General features: G+C 68.5%; 17 protein-coding genes and 1 pseudogene. 10 read left to right on the forward strand and 8 right to left on the reverse strand.

Annotated elements, in window-relative coordinates:
- Nucleotides 1–161 precede the first annotated feature (161 nt).
- Together ABEA87_RS04135 and ABEA87_RS04140 are read right to left on the reverse strand one after the other, a co-directional pair.
- A complete protein-coding gene (locus ABEA87_RS04135; RefSeq protein WP_345626180.1) occupies nucleotides 162–299 on the reverse strand; it encodes a hypothetical protein in 138 nt (45 codons plus the stop codon).
- Nucleotides 300–326: 27 nt separating this feature from the next.
- The gene (locus tag ABEA87_RS04140; RefSeq protein WP_345626181.1) at nucleotides 327–1,463 is read right to left on the reverse strand and encodes an epoxide hydrolase family protein; all 1,137 of its coding nucleotides are present in this window, start codon (nucleotides 1,461–1,463) and stop codon (nucleotides 327–329) included.
- A gap of 61 nt (nucleotides 1,464–1,524) precedes the next feature.
- On the opposite strand from ABEA87_RS04140, the gene ABEA87_RS04145 reads away from it, so the two are divergent.
- From ABEA87_RS04145 to ABEA87_RS04155, 3 genes are all read left to right on the forward strand, one after another.
- Nucleotides 1,525–2,478, forward strand: a complete 954-nt coding sequence (locus ABEA87_RS04145) for a helix-turn-helix transcriptional regulator (RefSeq protein WP_345626183.1) — start codon at nucleotides 1,525–1,527, stop codon at nucleotides 2,476–2,478.
- An 84-nt stretch (nucleotides 2,479–2,562) separates the two neighbouring features.
- Nucleotides 2,563–3,120, forward strand: coding sequence for a copper resistance CopC family protein (locus ABEA87_RS04150; protein WP_345626185.1), 558 nt, complete (start codon nucleotides 2,563–2,565; stop codon nucleotides 3,118–3,120).
- Between the two features lie 4 nt (nucleotides 3,121–3,124).
- Nucleotides 3,125–3,667, forward strand: coding sequence for a carboxymuconolactone decarboxylase family protein (locus ABEA87_RS04155; RefSeq protein WP_345626187.1), 543 nt, complete (start codon nucleotides 3,125–3,127; stop codon nucleotides 3,665–3,667).
- A 283-nt stretch (nucleotides 3,668–3,950) separates the two neighbouring features.
- On the opposite strand, the gene ABEA87_RS04160 is transcribed toward ABEA87_RS04155, so the two are convergent.
- Both ABEA87_RS04160 and ABEA87_RS04165 read right to left on the reverse strand, forming a co-directional pair.
- Nucleotides 3,951–4,415 carry an MmyB family transcriptional regulator gene (locus ABEA87_RS04160; protein ID WP_345626562.1) on the reverse strand — a complete coding sequence of 155 codons (465 nt, stop codon included), beginning with the start codon at nucleotides 4,413–4,415 and terminating at the stop codon, nucleotides 3,951–3,953.
- Between the two features lie 163 nt (nucleotides 4,416–4,578).
- Nucleotides 4,579–4,863, reverse strand: a complete 285-nt coding sequence (locus tag ABEA87_RS04165) for a MerR family transcriptional regulator (protein ID WP_425570748.1) — start codon at nucleotides 4,861–4,863, stop codon at nucleotides 4,579–4,581.
- A gap of 963 nt (nucleotides 4,864–5,826) precedes the next feature.
- On the opposite strand from ABEA87_RS04165, the gene ABEA87_RS04170 reads away from it, so the two are divergent.
- Nucleotides 5,827–6,204, forward strand: a complete 378-nt coding sequence (locus ABEA87_RS04170; protein WP_345626190.1) for a hypothetical protein — start codon at nucleotides 5,827–5,829, stop codon at nucleotides 6,202–6,204.
- 293 nt (nucleotides 6,205–6,497) lie between these two features.
- A complete protein-coding gene (locus tag ABEA87_RS04175) occupies nucleotides 6,498–7,100 on the forward strand; it encodes a dihydrofolate reductase family protein (protein ID WP_345626192.1) in 603 nt (200 codons plus the stop codon).
- Here ABEA87_RS04175 and ABEA87_RS42510 read toward each other — a convergent pair.
- On the reverse strand, nucleotides 7,051–7,302 hold the full coding sequence (locus ABEA87_RS42510; RefSeq protein ID WP_425570749.1) for a hypothetical protein: 252 nt from the start codon (nucleotides 7,300–7,302) through the stop codon (nucleotides 7,051–7,053). The genes ABEA87_RS04175 and ABEA87_RS42510 overlap by 50 nt on opposite strands.
- Before the next feature lie 102 nt (nucleotides 7,303–7,404).
- Between ABEA87_RS42510 and ABEA87_RS04185 the strand changes: the two are divergent.
- A pseudogene (locus ABEA87_RS04185) lies at nucleotides 7,405–7,585 on the forward strand (mycothiol transferase); the annotation flags it as partial.
- A 585-nt stretch (nucleotides 7,586–8,170) separates the two neighbouring features.
- On the opposite strand, the gene ABEA87_RS04190 reads toward ABEA87_RS04185, so the two are convergent.
- From ABEA87_RS04190 to ABEA87_RS04200, 3 genes are all read right to left on the reverse strand, one after another.
- Nucleotides 8,171–8,962: an ABC transporter permease gene (locus tag ABEA87_RS04190; protein ID WP_345626193.1), complete on the reverse strand. Its 792-nt coding sequence runs from the start codon at nucleotides 8,960–8,962 to the stop codon at nucleotides 8,171–8,173.
- Complete coding sequence (locus tag ABEA87_RS04195) at nucleotides 8,959–9,921, reverse strand: ATP-binding cassette domain-containing protein (protein WP_345626195.1); 963 nt, start codon at nucleotides 9,919–9,921, stop codon at nucleotides 8,959–8,961. Before ABEA87_RS04195 ends, ABEA87_RS04190 begins: the two co-directional genes overlap by 4 nt.
- Before the next feature lie 188 nt (nucleotides 9,922–10,109).
- Complete coding sequence (locus ABEA87_RS04200; protein WP_345626197.1) at nucleotides 10,110–10,916, reverse strand: GNAT family N-acetyltransferase; 807 nt, start codon at nucleotides 10,914–10,916, stop codon at nucleotides 10,110–10,112.
- Nucleotides 10,917–11,108: 192 nt separating this feature from the next.
- On the opposite strand from ABEA87_RS04200, the gene ABEA87_RS04205 reads away from it, so the two are divergent.
- The 4 genes from ABEA87_RS04205 to ABEA87_RS04220 all read left to right on the forward strand — a co-directional run bounded on the left by ABEA87_RS04205 (nucleotide 11,109) and on the right by ABEA87_RS04220 (nucleotide 14,289).
- A complete protein-coding gene (locus tag ABEA87_RS04205) occupies nucleotides 11,109–12,083 on the forward strand; it encodes a LysR family transcriptional regulator (RefSeq protein ID WP_345626198.1) in 975 nt (324 codons plus the stop codon).
- A gap of 23 nt (nucleotides 12,084–12,106) precedes the next feature.
- Nucleotides 12,107–12,472: a hypothetical protein gene (locus ABEA87_RS04210; protein WP_345626199.1), complete on the forward strand. Its 366-nt coding sequence runs from the start codon at nucleotides 12,107–12,109 to the stop codon at nucleotides 12,470–12,472.
- A 55-nt stretch (nucleotides 12,473–12,527) separates the two neighbouring features.
- Nucleotides 12,528–13,415, forward strand: a complete 888-nt coding sequence (locus tag ABEA87_RS04215) for a phosphotransferase family protein (RefSeq protein WP_345626200.1) — start codon at nucleotides 12,528–12,530, stop codon at nucleotides 13,413–13,415.
- Between the two features lie 289 nt (nucleotides 13,416–13,704).
- Entirely contained in the window at nucleotides 13,705–14,289 is a 585-nt protein-coding gene (locus tag ABEA87_RS04220) for a hypothetical protein (protein ID WP_345626201.1), read from the forward strand.
- Nucleotides 14,290–14,298: the final 9 nt, after the last annotated feature.

Here is a 14,298-nt window from a genome sequence, read left to right on the forward strand (position 1 = left end):
GCCTGATCGCTACCGTACGTCACGATCATGCTGCGGAAAAGGCCCAGCGGATCCTTGATATCCCTTGTCTGGCAACACGGTCAGGCCGACCGCTGCCGGGCAGGGTAGAACAACACGTGAAACCTCTCGGTATGCAGCAGATCATGAACCAATCAGCTGATCTACCAGGAGGTCTCGCCATCTCCGCGCAGCGAGGACGGGTGTGGTGACCCGCCTACGTTCCAGGAGCGGGTGAGCAGCCACTGGGTGAGCAGCTCCAGCTTGGTGGGCCGCATGGTGGTCTCGTGCACGATCGCCATGCGGCCCGTAGTTCCAGACTCCCGGAATCAGCGGAGTTTGCGGAAGAATTCGCGCAGGTCGCCGATCATGAGGTCAGGGGCCTCCATCGGCGCGAAGTGGCCGCCGCGGTCGAACTCCGACCAGTGCACCACGGTGTTCTGCTTGTCGGCGATGCCGCGGATCGTGTTGTTGCCCGGGAAGACCGCGATGCCGGTGGGCACACCGGAATCGGGGAGCTCCGCGCCCCAGTGCCGGGATTCCTTGTACAACCGCATGGACGAGCCGGTGGTGTTGGTGAACCACAGGACCGAGAGATTGGTGAGCAGCATGTCGCGGTCGATCGCGTCGGAGGGCGTGGCCTTGGCGGGATCCTTGAACGTGTTTACCACATCCAGTACCCACGCCAGCATGCCCGCGGGCGAGTCGGCGACGGCCGGCGCGAGGGTCTGCGGGCGGGTGGCGTGCATGCCCGCGTAGCCCGAGGTGTCCTTGCTGCTCCAGTCCCGCATTCGCGCCAGCTTCTCCTGATCGCTTGCGCTGTAACCGGATCCGTCGTCGCCCCAGGAAGGAATGGTGATCGGATCGTTGAGGTGGACACCCGCCACCTGCCCGGTGTCGATGCGGCCCAGGTCCGGTGCGATGAACGAGCCCGCATCGCCGCCCTGTGCGCCGTAGCGCTCATATCCCGACTCCGCCATGAGTCTTGCGATGAGCTCCGCGCTGCGCTCGGTCGACGCCGCACCTGCCGCGTGTGTCGGGCCGGAGAAGCCGAACCCCGGGAGCGTCGGAATCACCAGGTGGAAGGCATCTTCCGGAGCACCGCCATGCGCAACCGGATCGGTGAGCGCGCCGATCATGGCGGTGAAGTCCTCGAAGGGCCAGCCGTGCACCAGGACCAACGGCAGCGCATCGGGCTCGGCCGAGCGGATATGCAGGAAATGCACACGCTGCCCGTCGATTTCGGTCACGAACTGCGGGTACCGGTTCCGGGCCGCCTCCTGCGCCCGCCAGTCGAAGCCGGTACGCCAGTACTCGGCAAGCTCCCGCACATAGCCAGTCGGGATGCCGTAGGTCCAGCCGACGCCGGGCAGCTCCTCGGGCCAGCGGGTGGCGGCCAACCGCCGGTACAGATCCTCGATGTCGGCATCTGGAATGTCGATGCGAAAGGGAGCGAAAGTCGTCATGCCCTCAAAGTAGGAGGACCTTAGGACAGATTCCTTCCTAAGCTAGTGAGATCCTCGGATCATGCTCGAAACCTCGGCTCGGCTCCTGCGCCTGCTGTCCCTGCTGCAGATGCATCGCGACTGGTCAGGCGGCGATCTGGCAGAACGCCTCGGCGTCAGCACCCGGACCGTGCGCCGGGACGTGGACCGGCTGCGCGAACTCGGCTATCCGGTAGACGCCGTCCAGGGCACGGCGGGATACCGGCTGGCCGCGGGCAGCACCCTGCCGCCGCTGCTGCTCGACGATGAGGAGGCGCTGGCCGTCGCGGTCGGCCTGCGCACCACGACGGGCGGCACCGTGGCCGGCTTCGAGTACTCCGCGCTGCGCGCCCTCACCAAACTCGAACAGGTCATGCCCTCGCGCCTGCGGCACCGTCTGCAAGCCTTGCAGCGCTCCTTGATCCGCGTGGAGGCGACCGCTCCACGCGTGGAACCCGACACCCTCATCGCCATTTCCGACGCCTGCTACCGCCACGAGCGGCTGCGCTTCGAGTACACGAATTTCCAGGGCCGCCAGTCGATCAAGGATGTCGAACCGCACTCGGTGGTCAACTTCAACCGGCACTGGTACCTGGTCGCGTGGGACACGGCGGCCGCGGACTGGCGTTCCTACCGGGTGGACCGGCTGCACCCTCGGATACCCGCCGGCCCGCGCTTCCCGCCCCGCGACGCGCCGGAAGGCGATGTGGTCACCTATCTTGCGAATCAGCTCTCCGCTCGCGCGTGGCCCTACCGTGCCACCGTCACCCTGCACCGCTCGGCCGCCGAACTGGCCGACCGTATTTGGACGGGTATGGGCGTGCTGGAGTCGATCGACGACGCCAGTTGCCTGCTCCATGTCGGCGCCGACTCCCCGTGGGCGCTGTCCTGGATGATCACGTCCATCGACACCGACTTCACCGTCACCGATCCCCCGGAGCTGGTCGAGCAGATCGAAATCCTCGCTCGCCGTTGCGCAGTCGCGATCCGGGCCTGAGGGAGGTCAGTCGGGCGAGCCGCCGGGTGCCAGGGAGATGCCGAACGCCCCAATTCGCCATCGCGTCCAGCACCCGGCCGAAATGTGCGGCGCCACGCCGCCGCGGCACTGTTCGCCGTGCTGTTCGCCGCGGTGCTGGCCGGCACGGGCGCGCCGGCGTGGGCGGGCCCACGGACGGTCGCCAGCACCCCGGCCGACGGCGCGGTACTCTCCGCCGCGCCGTCCGAAGTGGAGCTGAGCTTCACCGGCACACCGGATCCGGACTCCTCGCACGCCGCCGCGCGCACCGGGTCGGGCACCACAGTGCCGTCGGGGCCGCTGCGCCGGGTCGGTCGCCACGGGCTGCGCCTGCCGGTCACCGTCACCGCGCACGGTGACTACCTGGTCGCGTACCACGTGGAGTTCACCGACGGTACCGACCTGGTCGGCGCCGTGCGTTTCAGCGTGGGTACCGCCGCGCCGCCGGCCCTGGCGGACGCGGTGACTCAGGGCGCTGAACGCCAGGTGGCCGCCGCGCACCACCACGACATCGATCCGCTCAGCGCCACCCTGCTGGTGGTTGACGGATTCGTACTGCTCTTCGTTATCCTGCTGCTGCGCGTGCGCAGACCACCGCGGCGTTTCGACGAATCGGGAGCGTGACCTGATGGCACACATCGATCTGGGCATCGACGAGACGGAAAACCCGGGCATCCGCGGACTCATGAGGTACCGGCCGGAGACCGCCGGCCCGCTGAACGCGCTGGCCGAGGCGCTGCTGCGCGCCCCGAACTCGCTCACCTCAGGCGAGCGCGAGCTGATCGCGGCGTACGTGTCCGGGCTCAACGAGTGCGTGTACTGCTGCTCCTCGCACTCGGCATTCGCGGCGGCGCAACTGCCCGAGGGAATGCCCCTCGTCGACCAGGTGCGCACCGATCCGGACGGGGCACCGATCTCGGCCAAGCTGCGCGCGCTGCTGGGCATCGCCGCCGTGGTGCGCGACGACGCGCGCAAGGTGACCGGGGAACTGGTCTCCGCCGCACGCGCCGAGGGCGCCACGGACCTGGAAATCCACGACACGGTCCTGATCGCCGCGGCGTTCTGCATGTACAACCGGTACGTCGATGGGCTGGGCACCCTGGCGGCGGATGACCCGCAGCGCTACGTGGAGAACGCCAGGCACATCGTCGAGCACGGGTACGGCCGCTGAATCGGCCCGCACCGCCCCTCGCGCCGACCAACAGGGTGCACAATCCCGGTGGGTGGGGGTTGGCTTCAACGGGATGCGACACGGCCCCCTACTCGGGCACGCTTGTCGGAGAGACGCTGAATCAGCAGCAGAAGCTTGCAGTCGGCCTCGGCTCGGCGGGACAGTTTCGCCGATTCGGCGCCGAATAGCGCCGCCGGAAACCTGGCTGTCGCCACCCGCCCGAACATTCCCCGGGCTGGCTGGGAGCATCGAGCCCGGCGGTGCGCAAGTCGGGCGGCCCAGGTCAGACCGCGCGGAGGGTGGCGCGTTGTGGGCGGTGACGCAGCTGATCGACTGCCGCAGCGGTCGCTTCGTCGGCGGGCAGCCAAATGACTAACTGTTGGGCATCCGGGCTGGGAAGTTCAAGCACCTCCCGATCCCATCGCAGCTGATTGGCGCGGGGGTGGTTCATCGTGAGCGGTACCCGAGGCGGGGTGAGGTGGCGGTGTAGCCGTCGGGTGAACTCGGCGCCCGCGACGGGCGCGAAGTCGGCTGTGAACCATTCGAAGCTCTCGGTTGAGGGTCCGAGCCACAGGTTGAAGACCTGCTCGTCCGCCACCTGATGCCAGTTGACGAAGGTGGCCCTGGCCTGTGGGTGCGTGAAGACGTATCTGGTGACGTTGGGCATTTCGGCGTCGAGCAGCCCGGTGTCGCGCATGACCACGGCGAAGCTGCCGGTGTGGGCGACGCCGTGCTGGTGCAGGCGGATGACATCGCGGCGCGTGCGGACCGGCTAGGGCAGGGCGCGTAGGTGCACCGTCTGAGCGTTTGCGGCGCGGGGTCGCGGCCGGCGACGACGAACGGTCCCTGCCCTGGTGGGAGGGACCGTGTGGCGGTCGCGTCGCCCGGTCTGCCGCCGGGTCGGGGTGTGGTCAGTGGGCCTGGTCGGATTGGTTGTGCCGCAGGGCTTCTTCGAGTTGGTCTTCGAGGATGATGATCCGTACGGCGGACGCCATGTCGGTGCCGTGGTCGCACATCTCGCGAGCGCGGGCGGCAAGCCGGATCTGGTAGCGGGAGTAGCGGCGATGGCCGCCGCCGGAGCGGTGCGGATCGATCAGTTTCGCCTCGCCGAGCCTGCGCAGGAACTCCGGCGAGCAGCCGATAATCTCCGCCGCGCGGCCCATCGTGTAGGCCGGGTAGTCCTCGTCGTCGAGCATGTCATCCGATTGGGCCATGCACACCTCCATCACGAGGGCCCCGGCGCCGTAGCGCCGGGGCCCAAGGGTTACGGGTCAGAAACACCATTCACCGACAGGGACGTCGGTCTGTCATGTCCGCACCAGCCGCGCGAGTCGGCTTCGGGTGCGAGGATCGCGTAAGTGTGACCGGAGACCACCTCTCGTTCGATGGAAACATCGGTGTCCGCGCCCAGCCCAGTCGATGGGGCCGGCAGCGGGCGATCCAACGGTGTGTAAGGCCCTCCCTTTCCTCTGACTTCTTCTACTCGTACTTGCGTGCTGTCCGCCGGTGTCGGAACCCCACGCGATCTCATGGCCCCGAACACGTACGACGGAACGGTTACTGCTAGCAGCGGAACCCCGAAAGTTAACATTGGCCCCACCACTTCGGTGCGCCCGGGCGCCTGTCTCACAGCCCGGGGTACTGCCGACTTCACTTCCACTACGAGGTGCTGTTGGTGCTGTCCTTCACTTGCGTGGTGCTTCTCGTGCTGAGCGGGCCGTGTAGTTTTGCTGGCCCTACTCCTTCGCCTCGTCGGGCGGTTCGTCTGCGTCTTTGTCGTTCCTTCGCTCTCAACAAGAGAAACCGTAACCGGTGACGGCGAGCATGTCTACTAACTCGCGCATAGTTTTTCTCCGGCGGGGCACGTAGCGTTCAGGCTGCTAGAAGATCGTCAGAAGAGGTACGGCACCGGCCAGGCCCGGCAGCAGCGGCCCGCGCTGCTCCCGGACCGCCACCGTGGTCACGACGGCGTCCGGGTGCAGCGGCACCGACAGGTCCGGGGGTCATGGCGCCAGAGCGCGTGGATCAGCACCGCAAGCACGGCGATCGGCTCAGCGCCGCCCATCAGCCCGGCCGACTCGGCGAACGAAGCGTCAAACTGAGGCAGCGACCTTCGAGCAAGATCGACAGTTACGCCGCGAGATTGTGCACTATCTTCGATGCCGCCCTTCAGCGAACCCGGCAAGCCTGACCTCGCACTGGTCACCACCGACCTGACCACCCCCGCCGCCGCCGTCCTGGAACGCTACGCAAGCCGCTGGGCCATCGAGGTCGCCTTCCACGACGCCAAGAACACCACCGGCGTCGGCGAAGCCCGCAACCGCACCCGCGAAGCCGTGGAACGCACCGTGCCGTTCGGGCTCTACACCCAAAGCCTCGTCATCATCTGGTATCACCTCGCCGGGCACCACGCACACCTCGTCCGCGACCGCCGCGACCGCGCGCCCTGGTACACCACCAAGAAATATCCGTCCTACCTCGACATGATCGTCAAACTACGACGAGTCCTGATCGCCGCCCAATATGACGAGTCCTGATCGCCGCCCAATATCAGGCCGAAGTAACTGGCCAGCCGACACCCGAGGAAATCCACGCCGTACAACTGGCCTGAGCCCAGGCAGCCGCGTAACCGCGAAACTCGAGGTCACCCATGGAAACCCGAGAATTGGCACATTTGTTCGTTTTGGCCGGCCCGCGCGCAACGCGACGGATGCGTGAGTGAGCCGAGTCTTCCGGGTTCCGCTCAAAATCTCTTCGGGCGCTGTCGAATTTCGAGGAACCCGATCGACGTACTCGAGAGATCCGAGCACGGCCGACACCGGGAGACCCGATGAAGCTCACCGTACAGACGTTCCTGACCCTCGACGGAGTCATGCAGTCGCCGGGCAAGCCCGATGAGGACCCCCGAGGTGGGTTCACGCACGGCGGCTGGCAGTTCCCGCTCCTGGACGACGACGCATTCCGGTACAACTCAGGGGTGATCGGCAACGCCGACGCGCTGCTTCTCGGCCGTACCACGTATGAGATCTTCGCTGGGCACTGGCCGCACGTCACCGACGAGAGCAACACGGTCGCCACGCGCCTCAACACGATCCCGAAGTACGTCGTGTCCACCACGCTCAAGTCCACCGGCTGGCACAACTCCACGGTCATCAACGAGGACATCGCCGGCAGCATCGCGAAGCTCAAGGCCGAGCCGGGCAACGAACTTCAGGTGCACGGCAGCGGGAGGCTCGCCGCGAGCCTGATGGCGAACGACCTCGTCGACGAGTACCGCCTGTGGATCAACCCAGTGGTGCTCGGCTCCGGGCAGCGGCTGTTCACCGACACGAAACCGCTGGGGTTCCAGCTGACCGACGTCACGACCACCGGCCGCGGCGTCATCATCGCGAGCTACCGGCCGGCCGGAGCCCCGACCTACGGCTCTTTCTGAGCGGAATCGCCGACTTCCACGAGCGGCGTCTCGGGCTCGAACCCGAGCCCGAGACGCCGTAGATGACCGAGCAACGGAAGCCGAGAATCTCGCGGCATCCGCTGAACTTGTCCATGAGGAAGGCGTGCAGGCCGTCCACGTCCGGTATGGCGACGTGGACAAGGAATTCGTCGCCGCCGGCCACGACAAACACCGACAGCACCCCGGGCAGGTTGAGAGCGGCGAGACCGACCTCGGCGTGGTACCGGTGATCACGCCGCGTTCACGCAGCGCGCGCACGCGTTCCAGGCAGGTGGACGGCGCGCTGTCACTGCTGGGGCTGATCCGACACCTCGCCGATGTGGAGCGCCGCTGGTTCCGCTGGGTACTGGCGGGTCAGCACGCGCCCGCACGGTTCTCGTCCCACGCCGATCGAGGAGTACGCCCGCCACAACGGCCACGCCGACCTGCTGCGCGAACGAATCGACGGAACCATCGGCATGTGAGCCAGCCCCGCCCCCAAGATCAGGAGAACCCGGAAATCGCACCCGCGCTGTACCGCATCGTTAGTGGAGGCCGGCACCCACCCGATCGAGCACCTTGAAACCGGGCTGCCCGCTGTGTACACACGGTAATTTCGCGGTATGGGCTTCGGCGGAGGAATAGCCTGCTGCGTTGTGATCGTCGCGCTAGTGGTGATCATCCTGGTCTGGGTCTCCCGGAAGCGGCGCGGCCCGAAGCCACCGCCACCACCGCCGCCACCGGACTATCCGACGCCGCCGCAGTACCCGCCCGGCCGACGCTGACTCGACGACCGACCGGTCCTGGTGCGGCGCCGACCGCTACCACCCCTGGACCAGGTCGTCGGTGAACCGGGGGCCGCCTCCTCATTCGATACCGCCGCATTCGATACCGCCGGGCGAGATCGGAAGGGCCGCTCCCGCGACCGCCCGAGTCGCCCGCCAAGACCATCGCCCGGCTCGCCGGCGGGTGGAACGACTACCGATGGGGCGGCGTACACCGACGTGGTGTCGGCGCACGCCGCCCTCGGGCGCGAGAATTCGCGGAAACGGCCCACGCTGTCCCGGCGATTACTTCGGGTCGCGGTTGAACTTCGAGGCCGACCAGACGTAGCCGAGCACCGCGAGACCCAGGCACCAGACGACCGCGAGCCACCCGTTGTGGCCGATCTCGCTGCCGAGCAGCAGGCCCCGGAGGGTTTCGATGGCGGGCGTGAACGGCTGGTACTCGGCGATCGGCTGGAACCAGCCGGGCATGGCGTGGACCGGGACGAAGGCGCTGGACAGCAGCGGCAGCAGGATCAGCGGCATCGCGTTGTTGCTGGCCGCCTCGGCGTTCGGGCTGATCAGGCCCATGCCGACGGCGATCCAGGTGAGCGCCGTGGCGAAGAGTACGAGCAGCCCGAACGCCGCCAGCCATTGCAGGACCCCGGCATCCCTGGACCGGAAGCCGATGGCCACGGCGACCGCGCCCACGAGGACCACGCTCATGACTGACTGCAGCACGCTGCCGACGACGTGCCCGACGAGCACCGAACCGCGGTGGATCGCCATCGTACGGAAACGGGCGATGATGCCCTCGTTCATGTCGTTGGCGACGGAGACCGCGGTCCCGATCACGGTGCTGCCGATGGTCATCAGCAGCAGGCCCGGGACGAGGTACCTGATGTACTCGGAGCGGCCCCCACCGCCGTCGCCGATGCCCGAGCCCATCACGTCGCCGAGGATGTAGACGAACAGCAACAGCAGCATGATCGGGGTGAGCAGCAGGTTCAGGGTGAGGGACGGATAGCGCCGGGCGTGCAGGAGGTTGCGGCGCAGCATCGTGGACGAGTCGTGGACGGCGAGGGACAGGGTGCTCATCGGACGGCCTCCATGGCCTGGTTGGGGACGCCGGCGCCGCCGGTCAGGGCGAAGAACACGTCGTCGAGGTCGGGGGTGTGCACGGTGAGGGTGTCGGCGTCGATATCGGCGGAGTCCAGCCGGTCGAGGATGGAGCGCAGCGCGCGCTGGCTGCCGTCGCTGGGAATCTGCAACGCGAGGGCCTCGTCGTCGCGGGTGGCGTCGCGCAGCGTGAGGGCGGCGCCCTGGTACTTGGCCGGGTCCGTGAAGCAGAGCCGGACGTGCCCGCCGGGGATGAGCCGCTTCAGCTGTTCGGCGGTGCCCTCGGCGGCGATCTTGCCGTCGTTGAGCACGGCGATGCGGTCGGCGAGTTCGTCGGCCTCCTCCAGGTACTGAGTGGTGAGGAAGACGGTGGCGCCGTCGGAGACGAGCTTGCGGATGATCTGCCACATGTTGTGCCGGCTGCGGGGGTCGAGGCCGGTGGTGGGCTCGTCGAGGAAGATGATCCGCGGGTTGCCGACCAGGGTCATGGCGAGGTCGAGGCGGCGCCTCATGCCGCCGGAGTAGGTGGAGGCGGGCTTCTTCGCGGCGTCGGTGAGGTCGAAGCGCTCCAGAAGCTCGGTGGCGGCGTGGCGGCCCTCACGCTTGGACAGGCGGTGCAGGTCGCTCATGAGCAGCATGTTCTCCTCGCCGGTGATCAGGTTGTCGACGGCGGAGAACTGGCCGGTGACGCCGATCGCGGCGCGGACCGCTTGCGGGTCGGTGGCCAGGTCGTGGCCCCCGACGCGGATGTCGCCGGAGGCCGGGTCGGGGGACATGAGGGTAGAGAGGATCTTGACCGCGGTGGTCTTGCCGGCACCGTTCGGGCCGAGCAGCGAGAAGATGGTTCCTTCGGGGATGGCCAGGTCGACGCCGTCGAGTACGAGCTTGTCGCCGTAGGACTTGCGCAGCCCGTTCGCCGCGATGGCCAGATTGGTCATGATGGAGTGCTCCTCAGGGGGCTGTGGGCGACGGTGTCGCCGTGGGCGGTGGTCGCGGGGGTGTTCCGGTCGGCGGCGCCGTCAGCCTGGGCCGCCGCGGCACCGGGATTTCCGGCTATTCATGACAAACTCCTCTCACCTGGCGCGCGTGGTCACCCCGAATCGGGTTGGGTTGGGGTTGGGGCGGGTTACGGCAGGACGAGCTCGTAGAGGCGAGTTCGCCGGATGAGGTGGAAGCCGAGGTGCTCGCGGGCGGCGAGCAGGTGCGGGTCGTCCAGGGCCCTGGCGGCCTCGATCTCGTCGATCTGTGGATGGACCTCGCGCAGCCGCTGGATCAGAGCGGCGTTGACCCAGAGGCCCAGACGCCGTCCGCGATGGTCAGGGAGCACGGCCGGCCCGTACTGGCGGGCGCGGGGCGGGGAGAGCGCACCGACGACCGCCACGGCGTAGGCCGCCAGGTCACCGTCCGCGTCCGCGGCGGTCAGCACGGCGTTACCGGGACGGCTCGGGCTGGCCAGCAGTTCCTCGACCCGGGGCGCGCGGGGAAGGTCGCCGGTCCAGTGGGTCAGGCGGTAGCCGGGGGGCTCGGCGTCGACCAACTCCCCCAGCCAGGCCTGGTGAACATCGCAGTAGGTGAGCAGGTCGTGGCGTCCGGACCGGGTGTGCCGGAAGCCATGCCGCAGGCAGAACGCCTCCCCCGGCGAGCCCGCGGCCACGTCCGCGACCAGGAGCGGCTCGGTGGCATGGGCCCGGACGGTGGCCAGGAGCCGGGAGCCGATCCCGCGACGCCGCCACTCCGGCTCCACGTACAGGCTCAGCTCGGCGGCACCCGGCTTCACGGTCTGGGCCGGATCCGGCAGAAATTCGTGCCCGAACGAGACGACCGGGCGCAGGCTGGCGACCCCCGCCACGAAGCCGCGCGGCGCCACGGCCTGCCACCGCGAGACCCCGGAGTGATCCGGCAGCGCCACGATGTCCATCGAGTGTTCGGTCATGGCACTTACGATCACCCCGACCACCCGGGTGGAACAACGCGCAAGATCGAACCGCCCGATAAGCCACCGGTTATCGGTTGACACCACACGCGGCCCGCGATGGTCGCTCCGGCCCGGGTCATGATCGCGGAGCGGCGCCCGCAGCCGTAAACTCTCGAACCGAGCAGGTCGGGGACGGGACTCGTACGCGCGGTGACCGGAGGGAGAGACGGCCAGGTGGAGCTGCGCGACATCGAGATCTTCCTGGCGCTGGCCGAGGAGCTCCATTTCGGGCGTACGGCCGAACGCCTCAGGGTGTCCCAGGCGCGGGTCAGCCAGTCGATCAAACAGCAGGAGCGCCGGATCGGCGCCGCCCTGTTCGAGCGAACCAGTCGCAGCGTACGGCTCACCCCGCTCGGCGAGCGGCTTCGCGACCGGCTCGCCGCGGGCTACGGCGAGATCATGGCAGCCCTCGACGAGGCTGCCGCCGCCGCTCGCGGGCAGGTCGGCACTCTGACCATCGGCACTTTGGGCCCTCACCACCCGGGGATCGCGGCCGTCCTCGATCTGTTCCGGCAGCGGCATCCGCAATGTGAGCTGCGCATCCGCGAAATTCTGCCCACCGACCCGTTCAGCGGGCTGCGCGCCGGCCGGATCGACATCGGACTGCTCTGGCTGCCCATCCGCGAGCCCGACCTCGCCGTCGGGCCGGACGTCTACAGCGAGGAACTGGTTCTGACTGTCGCCGCCGACCACCCCCTAGCCAGCCGGGTCCAGGTCGCAATGGAGGATCTCGGCGATTACCCGGTGGTGTATCCGGAGGGGCCGATTCCGGAGTATGTGTGGGAGGCGCACACTCCATCCGTGACGCCGGCCGGGCGACCCATCCGGCGCGGAGTCCCCGTGTCCACCCTCGAAGAGGCCCTCACGGCGATCGGCGGCGGTAGCGCCGTATCCCCCGTCGGGTTGTACAGTGTCGCCTCGCGGCTACGCCAAGACCTCACCTTTGTCCCCATCACCGATGGGCCGATCCTGCGGTACGCGCCGGTGTGGCGCAGCGCCAGTGAGACCCCGCTGGTCCGCGCCTTCGTCCAAGCCGCCAGGGACGCGCGGACACCGGGGCAGCCGACTCGCAGCCGGGGACAGGATCTCGGTACCGGAGGCGATCGGGAGGGCGCGCGCAGGTGAAATCGCTCTCCGAGTGGGAAGCGATGACCGAACGGGAGTACTTCGCGAGCATCCGCCAACGCCCGGGCATGGTCATAGGCGCCCCGCCCTCCTTCCACAAGCTGACCGCGTTCCTGATCGGATACGACCAGCACGCCCTTCGGCACGGCGGACCGGGACTCGCCGGCTGGCACGAGTGGCTCGTCGCCCGACGCGGCCGCGGCTGTAACCACGCGTGGCCCGGCCAGGTCTTGCACATCGCGCTTCCGGACGGCTGGAAGACCCGGCAGCTTTCGGCCGAGGACGACCAGCGCGCGGTGAAGACCCTGTTCGAGCTCCTCGGCGAGTTCGCGGCCGAACGCGAAGCTACAGAAGGCGCACAATCATGGACCGCTGGTCGGTCGGGGTGAGTTGAACGGTGAATATGCGCTCGCGAAGGTGAACTCTTCGGGATACGTTCACGGCGTGGATCATCCCGACCAAGTGGCCGCACTCGTCGCGCGGACCGAACTGAGGGAGGCGAGCGCGCCGGTACCGCTGGCCGCCGGGGCCTGGTCTACAGCCTACGCGCTGACCGTGGCCGGGGAACCCATGGTGCTGCGGGTCGGCCGGCACGGCGCGGACTTCGCTAAGGACGCGGTAGTCGCGGCGGTCGCCGGCAGCACCCTGCCGGTACCGGCGGTCACCGCCCGCGGCGAAGCCAGCGGATGGGCGTACGCCGTGTCCGAGCGGGCTACCGGCACCCCGCTCGACGATCTCGACGCGGACGGTCTCGCCGCCGCCCTGCCCGCACTGTTCGACGTTATGGACGGCATCGGTCGGATCGATGTCGGCGGCTGCAGCTACGGCCAGTGGGAGCCGGATCGCGTCGGTCCGTACCGCTCCTGGCCGGAGGCGCTGCTTGCGATCGAGCGGGAGAAGTCTCGGGTCCCTGGCTGGCGGGCGGTCTTGGCCGCCTCGCCGATCGGCATGGAGCCGTTCGAGCGGGCGCTGCACACCCTGCGCCGGCTCGCGCCGGACCTGCCGGACTTGCGTCGCATGGTTCACAACGACCTGCTCGCCCGCAACGTACTGGTCCAGGGCGACCGGATCATGGCCGTCCTGGACTGGGGCAACGCCTCCTTCGGCGATCCGCTCTACGACGCCGCCTGGCTGCTGTACTTCTGGCCCTGGTACCCGCAATGGTCGACGATCGACATCGAGGCCGCGATCCGCCGCCGGTGGCGGCCCGACCCGACCGCCCTTCTCGCGTACCAGATCCACATCGGCCTGGATTCGATGGCGTACTGCGCGTCGCGCGGCCGCATCGACGACGTGGCCCGCAACGCGGACGCGCTGCTCCGGCTTGCTTAAGCTCTGTACGAGCGACCACCGCCACCGCCACACCGTCGGCCGCCCGCCCATGCCCAAGTTGGGCTTTGATTTCGGCTCAGCCCGAAAGGTTTGCCGCGCGCCGGTGTTTCGCAGAACTTTGGTGTTGGGACCGGCAAAGGGTGTCTGTCTACCACCACTCGGGCCCGTTTAGAACGCGTTGGCCACGCGGCCAGGGAAGGTCGCCTGGAAAGGAGTTCATCGCCCTCACGCGATTTCGCGCGATTCCGCAGATGAACTCTTGCGCCAGGTCTGACCCTGAACCCCTTCGATGGAGGAGATCGACTTGTACGAGAACGGCAACCAACCCGCACCCGCGGCCTCCGCGGGCGTCCCCGCCCCGAAGCACGCCCTCGGACGCCGGGTCCTCACCGGTGTCGTGGTGGCCTCCGCCGCCATGCTGGGTTTCTCACTGATCGGCATCGGCACGGCCTCGGCCGCGACCCCCGCGGCCGGACACGTCGCCGCGAGCCCTAACGGTGGCGGTGGACCCGGCTCCGGCGGTGGCGGCGGCAACGGCGGCGGTGGCAACGGCGGTGGCGGTGGCGGTGGCGGTGGGGGCAACACGTGGGACCAGACCAAGGTTCCGCTGCCGCACCTGCCGGGCCAGGCCCCGATTTTCGACCGCAACCTGCAGTCGGCCACCGTGGCCGACGTGGTGGCGCTGGACCAGACCAGTGAGACCGCGGCCGACGCCTCGATGATCGCGTTCTACGAGAACAACACGGGCTGCACCGTCGACACCAACGGAAAGCCCAACGTGCAGGACACGATCATTTGCCCGCGCGGCACGGCGACGACGACGGACGCGCTCGACGGCACCACCTGGATTCACGTGTTCCGCCTGGCGAACTAAGAGTCGGGT

The sequence above is a fragment of the Rugosimonospora acidiphila genome, from assembly GCF_039543385.1.
Lineage (GTDB): Bacteria > Actinomycetota > Actinomycetes > Mycobacteriales > Micromonosporaceae > Rugosimonospora > Rugosimonospora acidiphila.

What these genes read in the sequence shown, in the direction of transcription:
- ABEA87_RS04135 (WP_345626180.1), bottom strand. Translation starts at nt 299, where the DNA reads ATGGCGATCGTGCACGAGACCACCATGCGGCCCACCAAGCTGGAGCTG.
- ABEA87_RS04140 (WP_345626181.1), bottom strand. Translation starts at nt 1,463, where the DNA reads ATGACGACTTTCGCTCCCTTTCGCATCGACATTCCAGATGCCGACATC.
- ABEA87_RS04145 (WP_345626183.1), top strand. Translation starts at nt 1,525, where the DNA reads ATGCTCGAAACCTCGGCTCGGCTCCTGCGCCTGCTGTCCCTGCTGCAG.
- ABEA87_RS04155 (WP_345626187.1), top strand. Translation starts at nt 3,125, where the DNA reads ATGGCACACATCGATCTGGGCATCGACGAGACGGAAAACCCGGGCATC.
- ABEA87_RS04165 (WP_425570748.1), bottom strand. Translation starts at nt 4,863, where the DNA reads ATGCTCGACGACGAGGACTACCCGGCCTACACGATGGGCCGCGCGGCG.
- ABEA87_RS04170 (WP_345626190.1), top strand. Translation starts at nt 5,827, where the DNA reads ATGCCGCCCTTCAGCGAACCCGGCAAGCCTGACCTCGCACTGGTCACC.
- ABEA87_RS04175 (WP_345626192.1), top strand. Translation starts at nt 6,498, where the DNA reads ATGAAGCTCACCGTACAGACGTTCCTGACCCTCGACGGAGTCATGCAG.
- ABEA87_RS04190 (WP_345626193.1), bottom strand. Translation starts at nt 8,962, where the DNA reads ATGAGCACCCTGTCCCTCGCCGTCCACGACTCGTCCACGATGCTGCGC.
- ABEA87_RS04195 (WP_345626195.1), bottom strand. Translation starts at nt 9,921, where the DNA reads ATGACCAATCTGGCCATCGCGGCGAACGGGCTGCGCAAGTCCTACGGC.
- ABEA87_RS04200 (WP_345626197.1), bottom strand. Translation starts at nt 10,916, where the DNA reads ATGACCGAACACTCGATGGACATCGTGGCGCTGCCGGATCACTCCGGG.
- ABEA87_RS04210 (WP_345626199.1), top strand. Translation starts at nt 12,107, where the DNA reads ATGACCGAACGGGAGTACTTCGCGAGCATCCGCCAACGCCCGGGCATG.
- ABEA87_RS04220 (WP_345626201.1), top strand. Translation starts at nt 13,705, where the DNA reads ATGGAGGAGATCGACTTGTACGAGAACGGCAACCAACCCGCACCCGCG.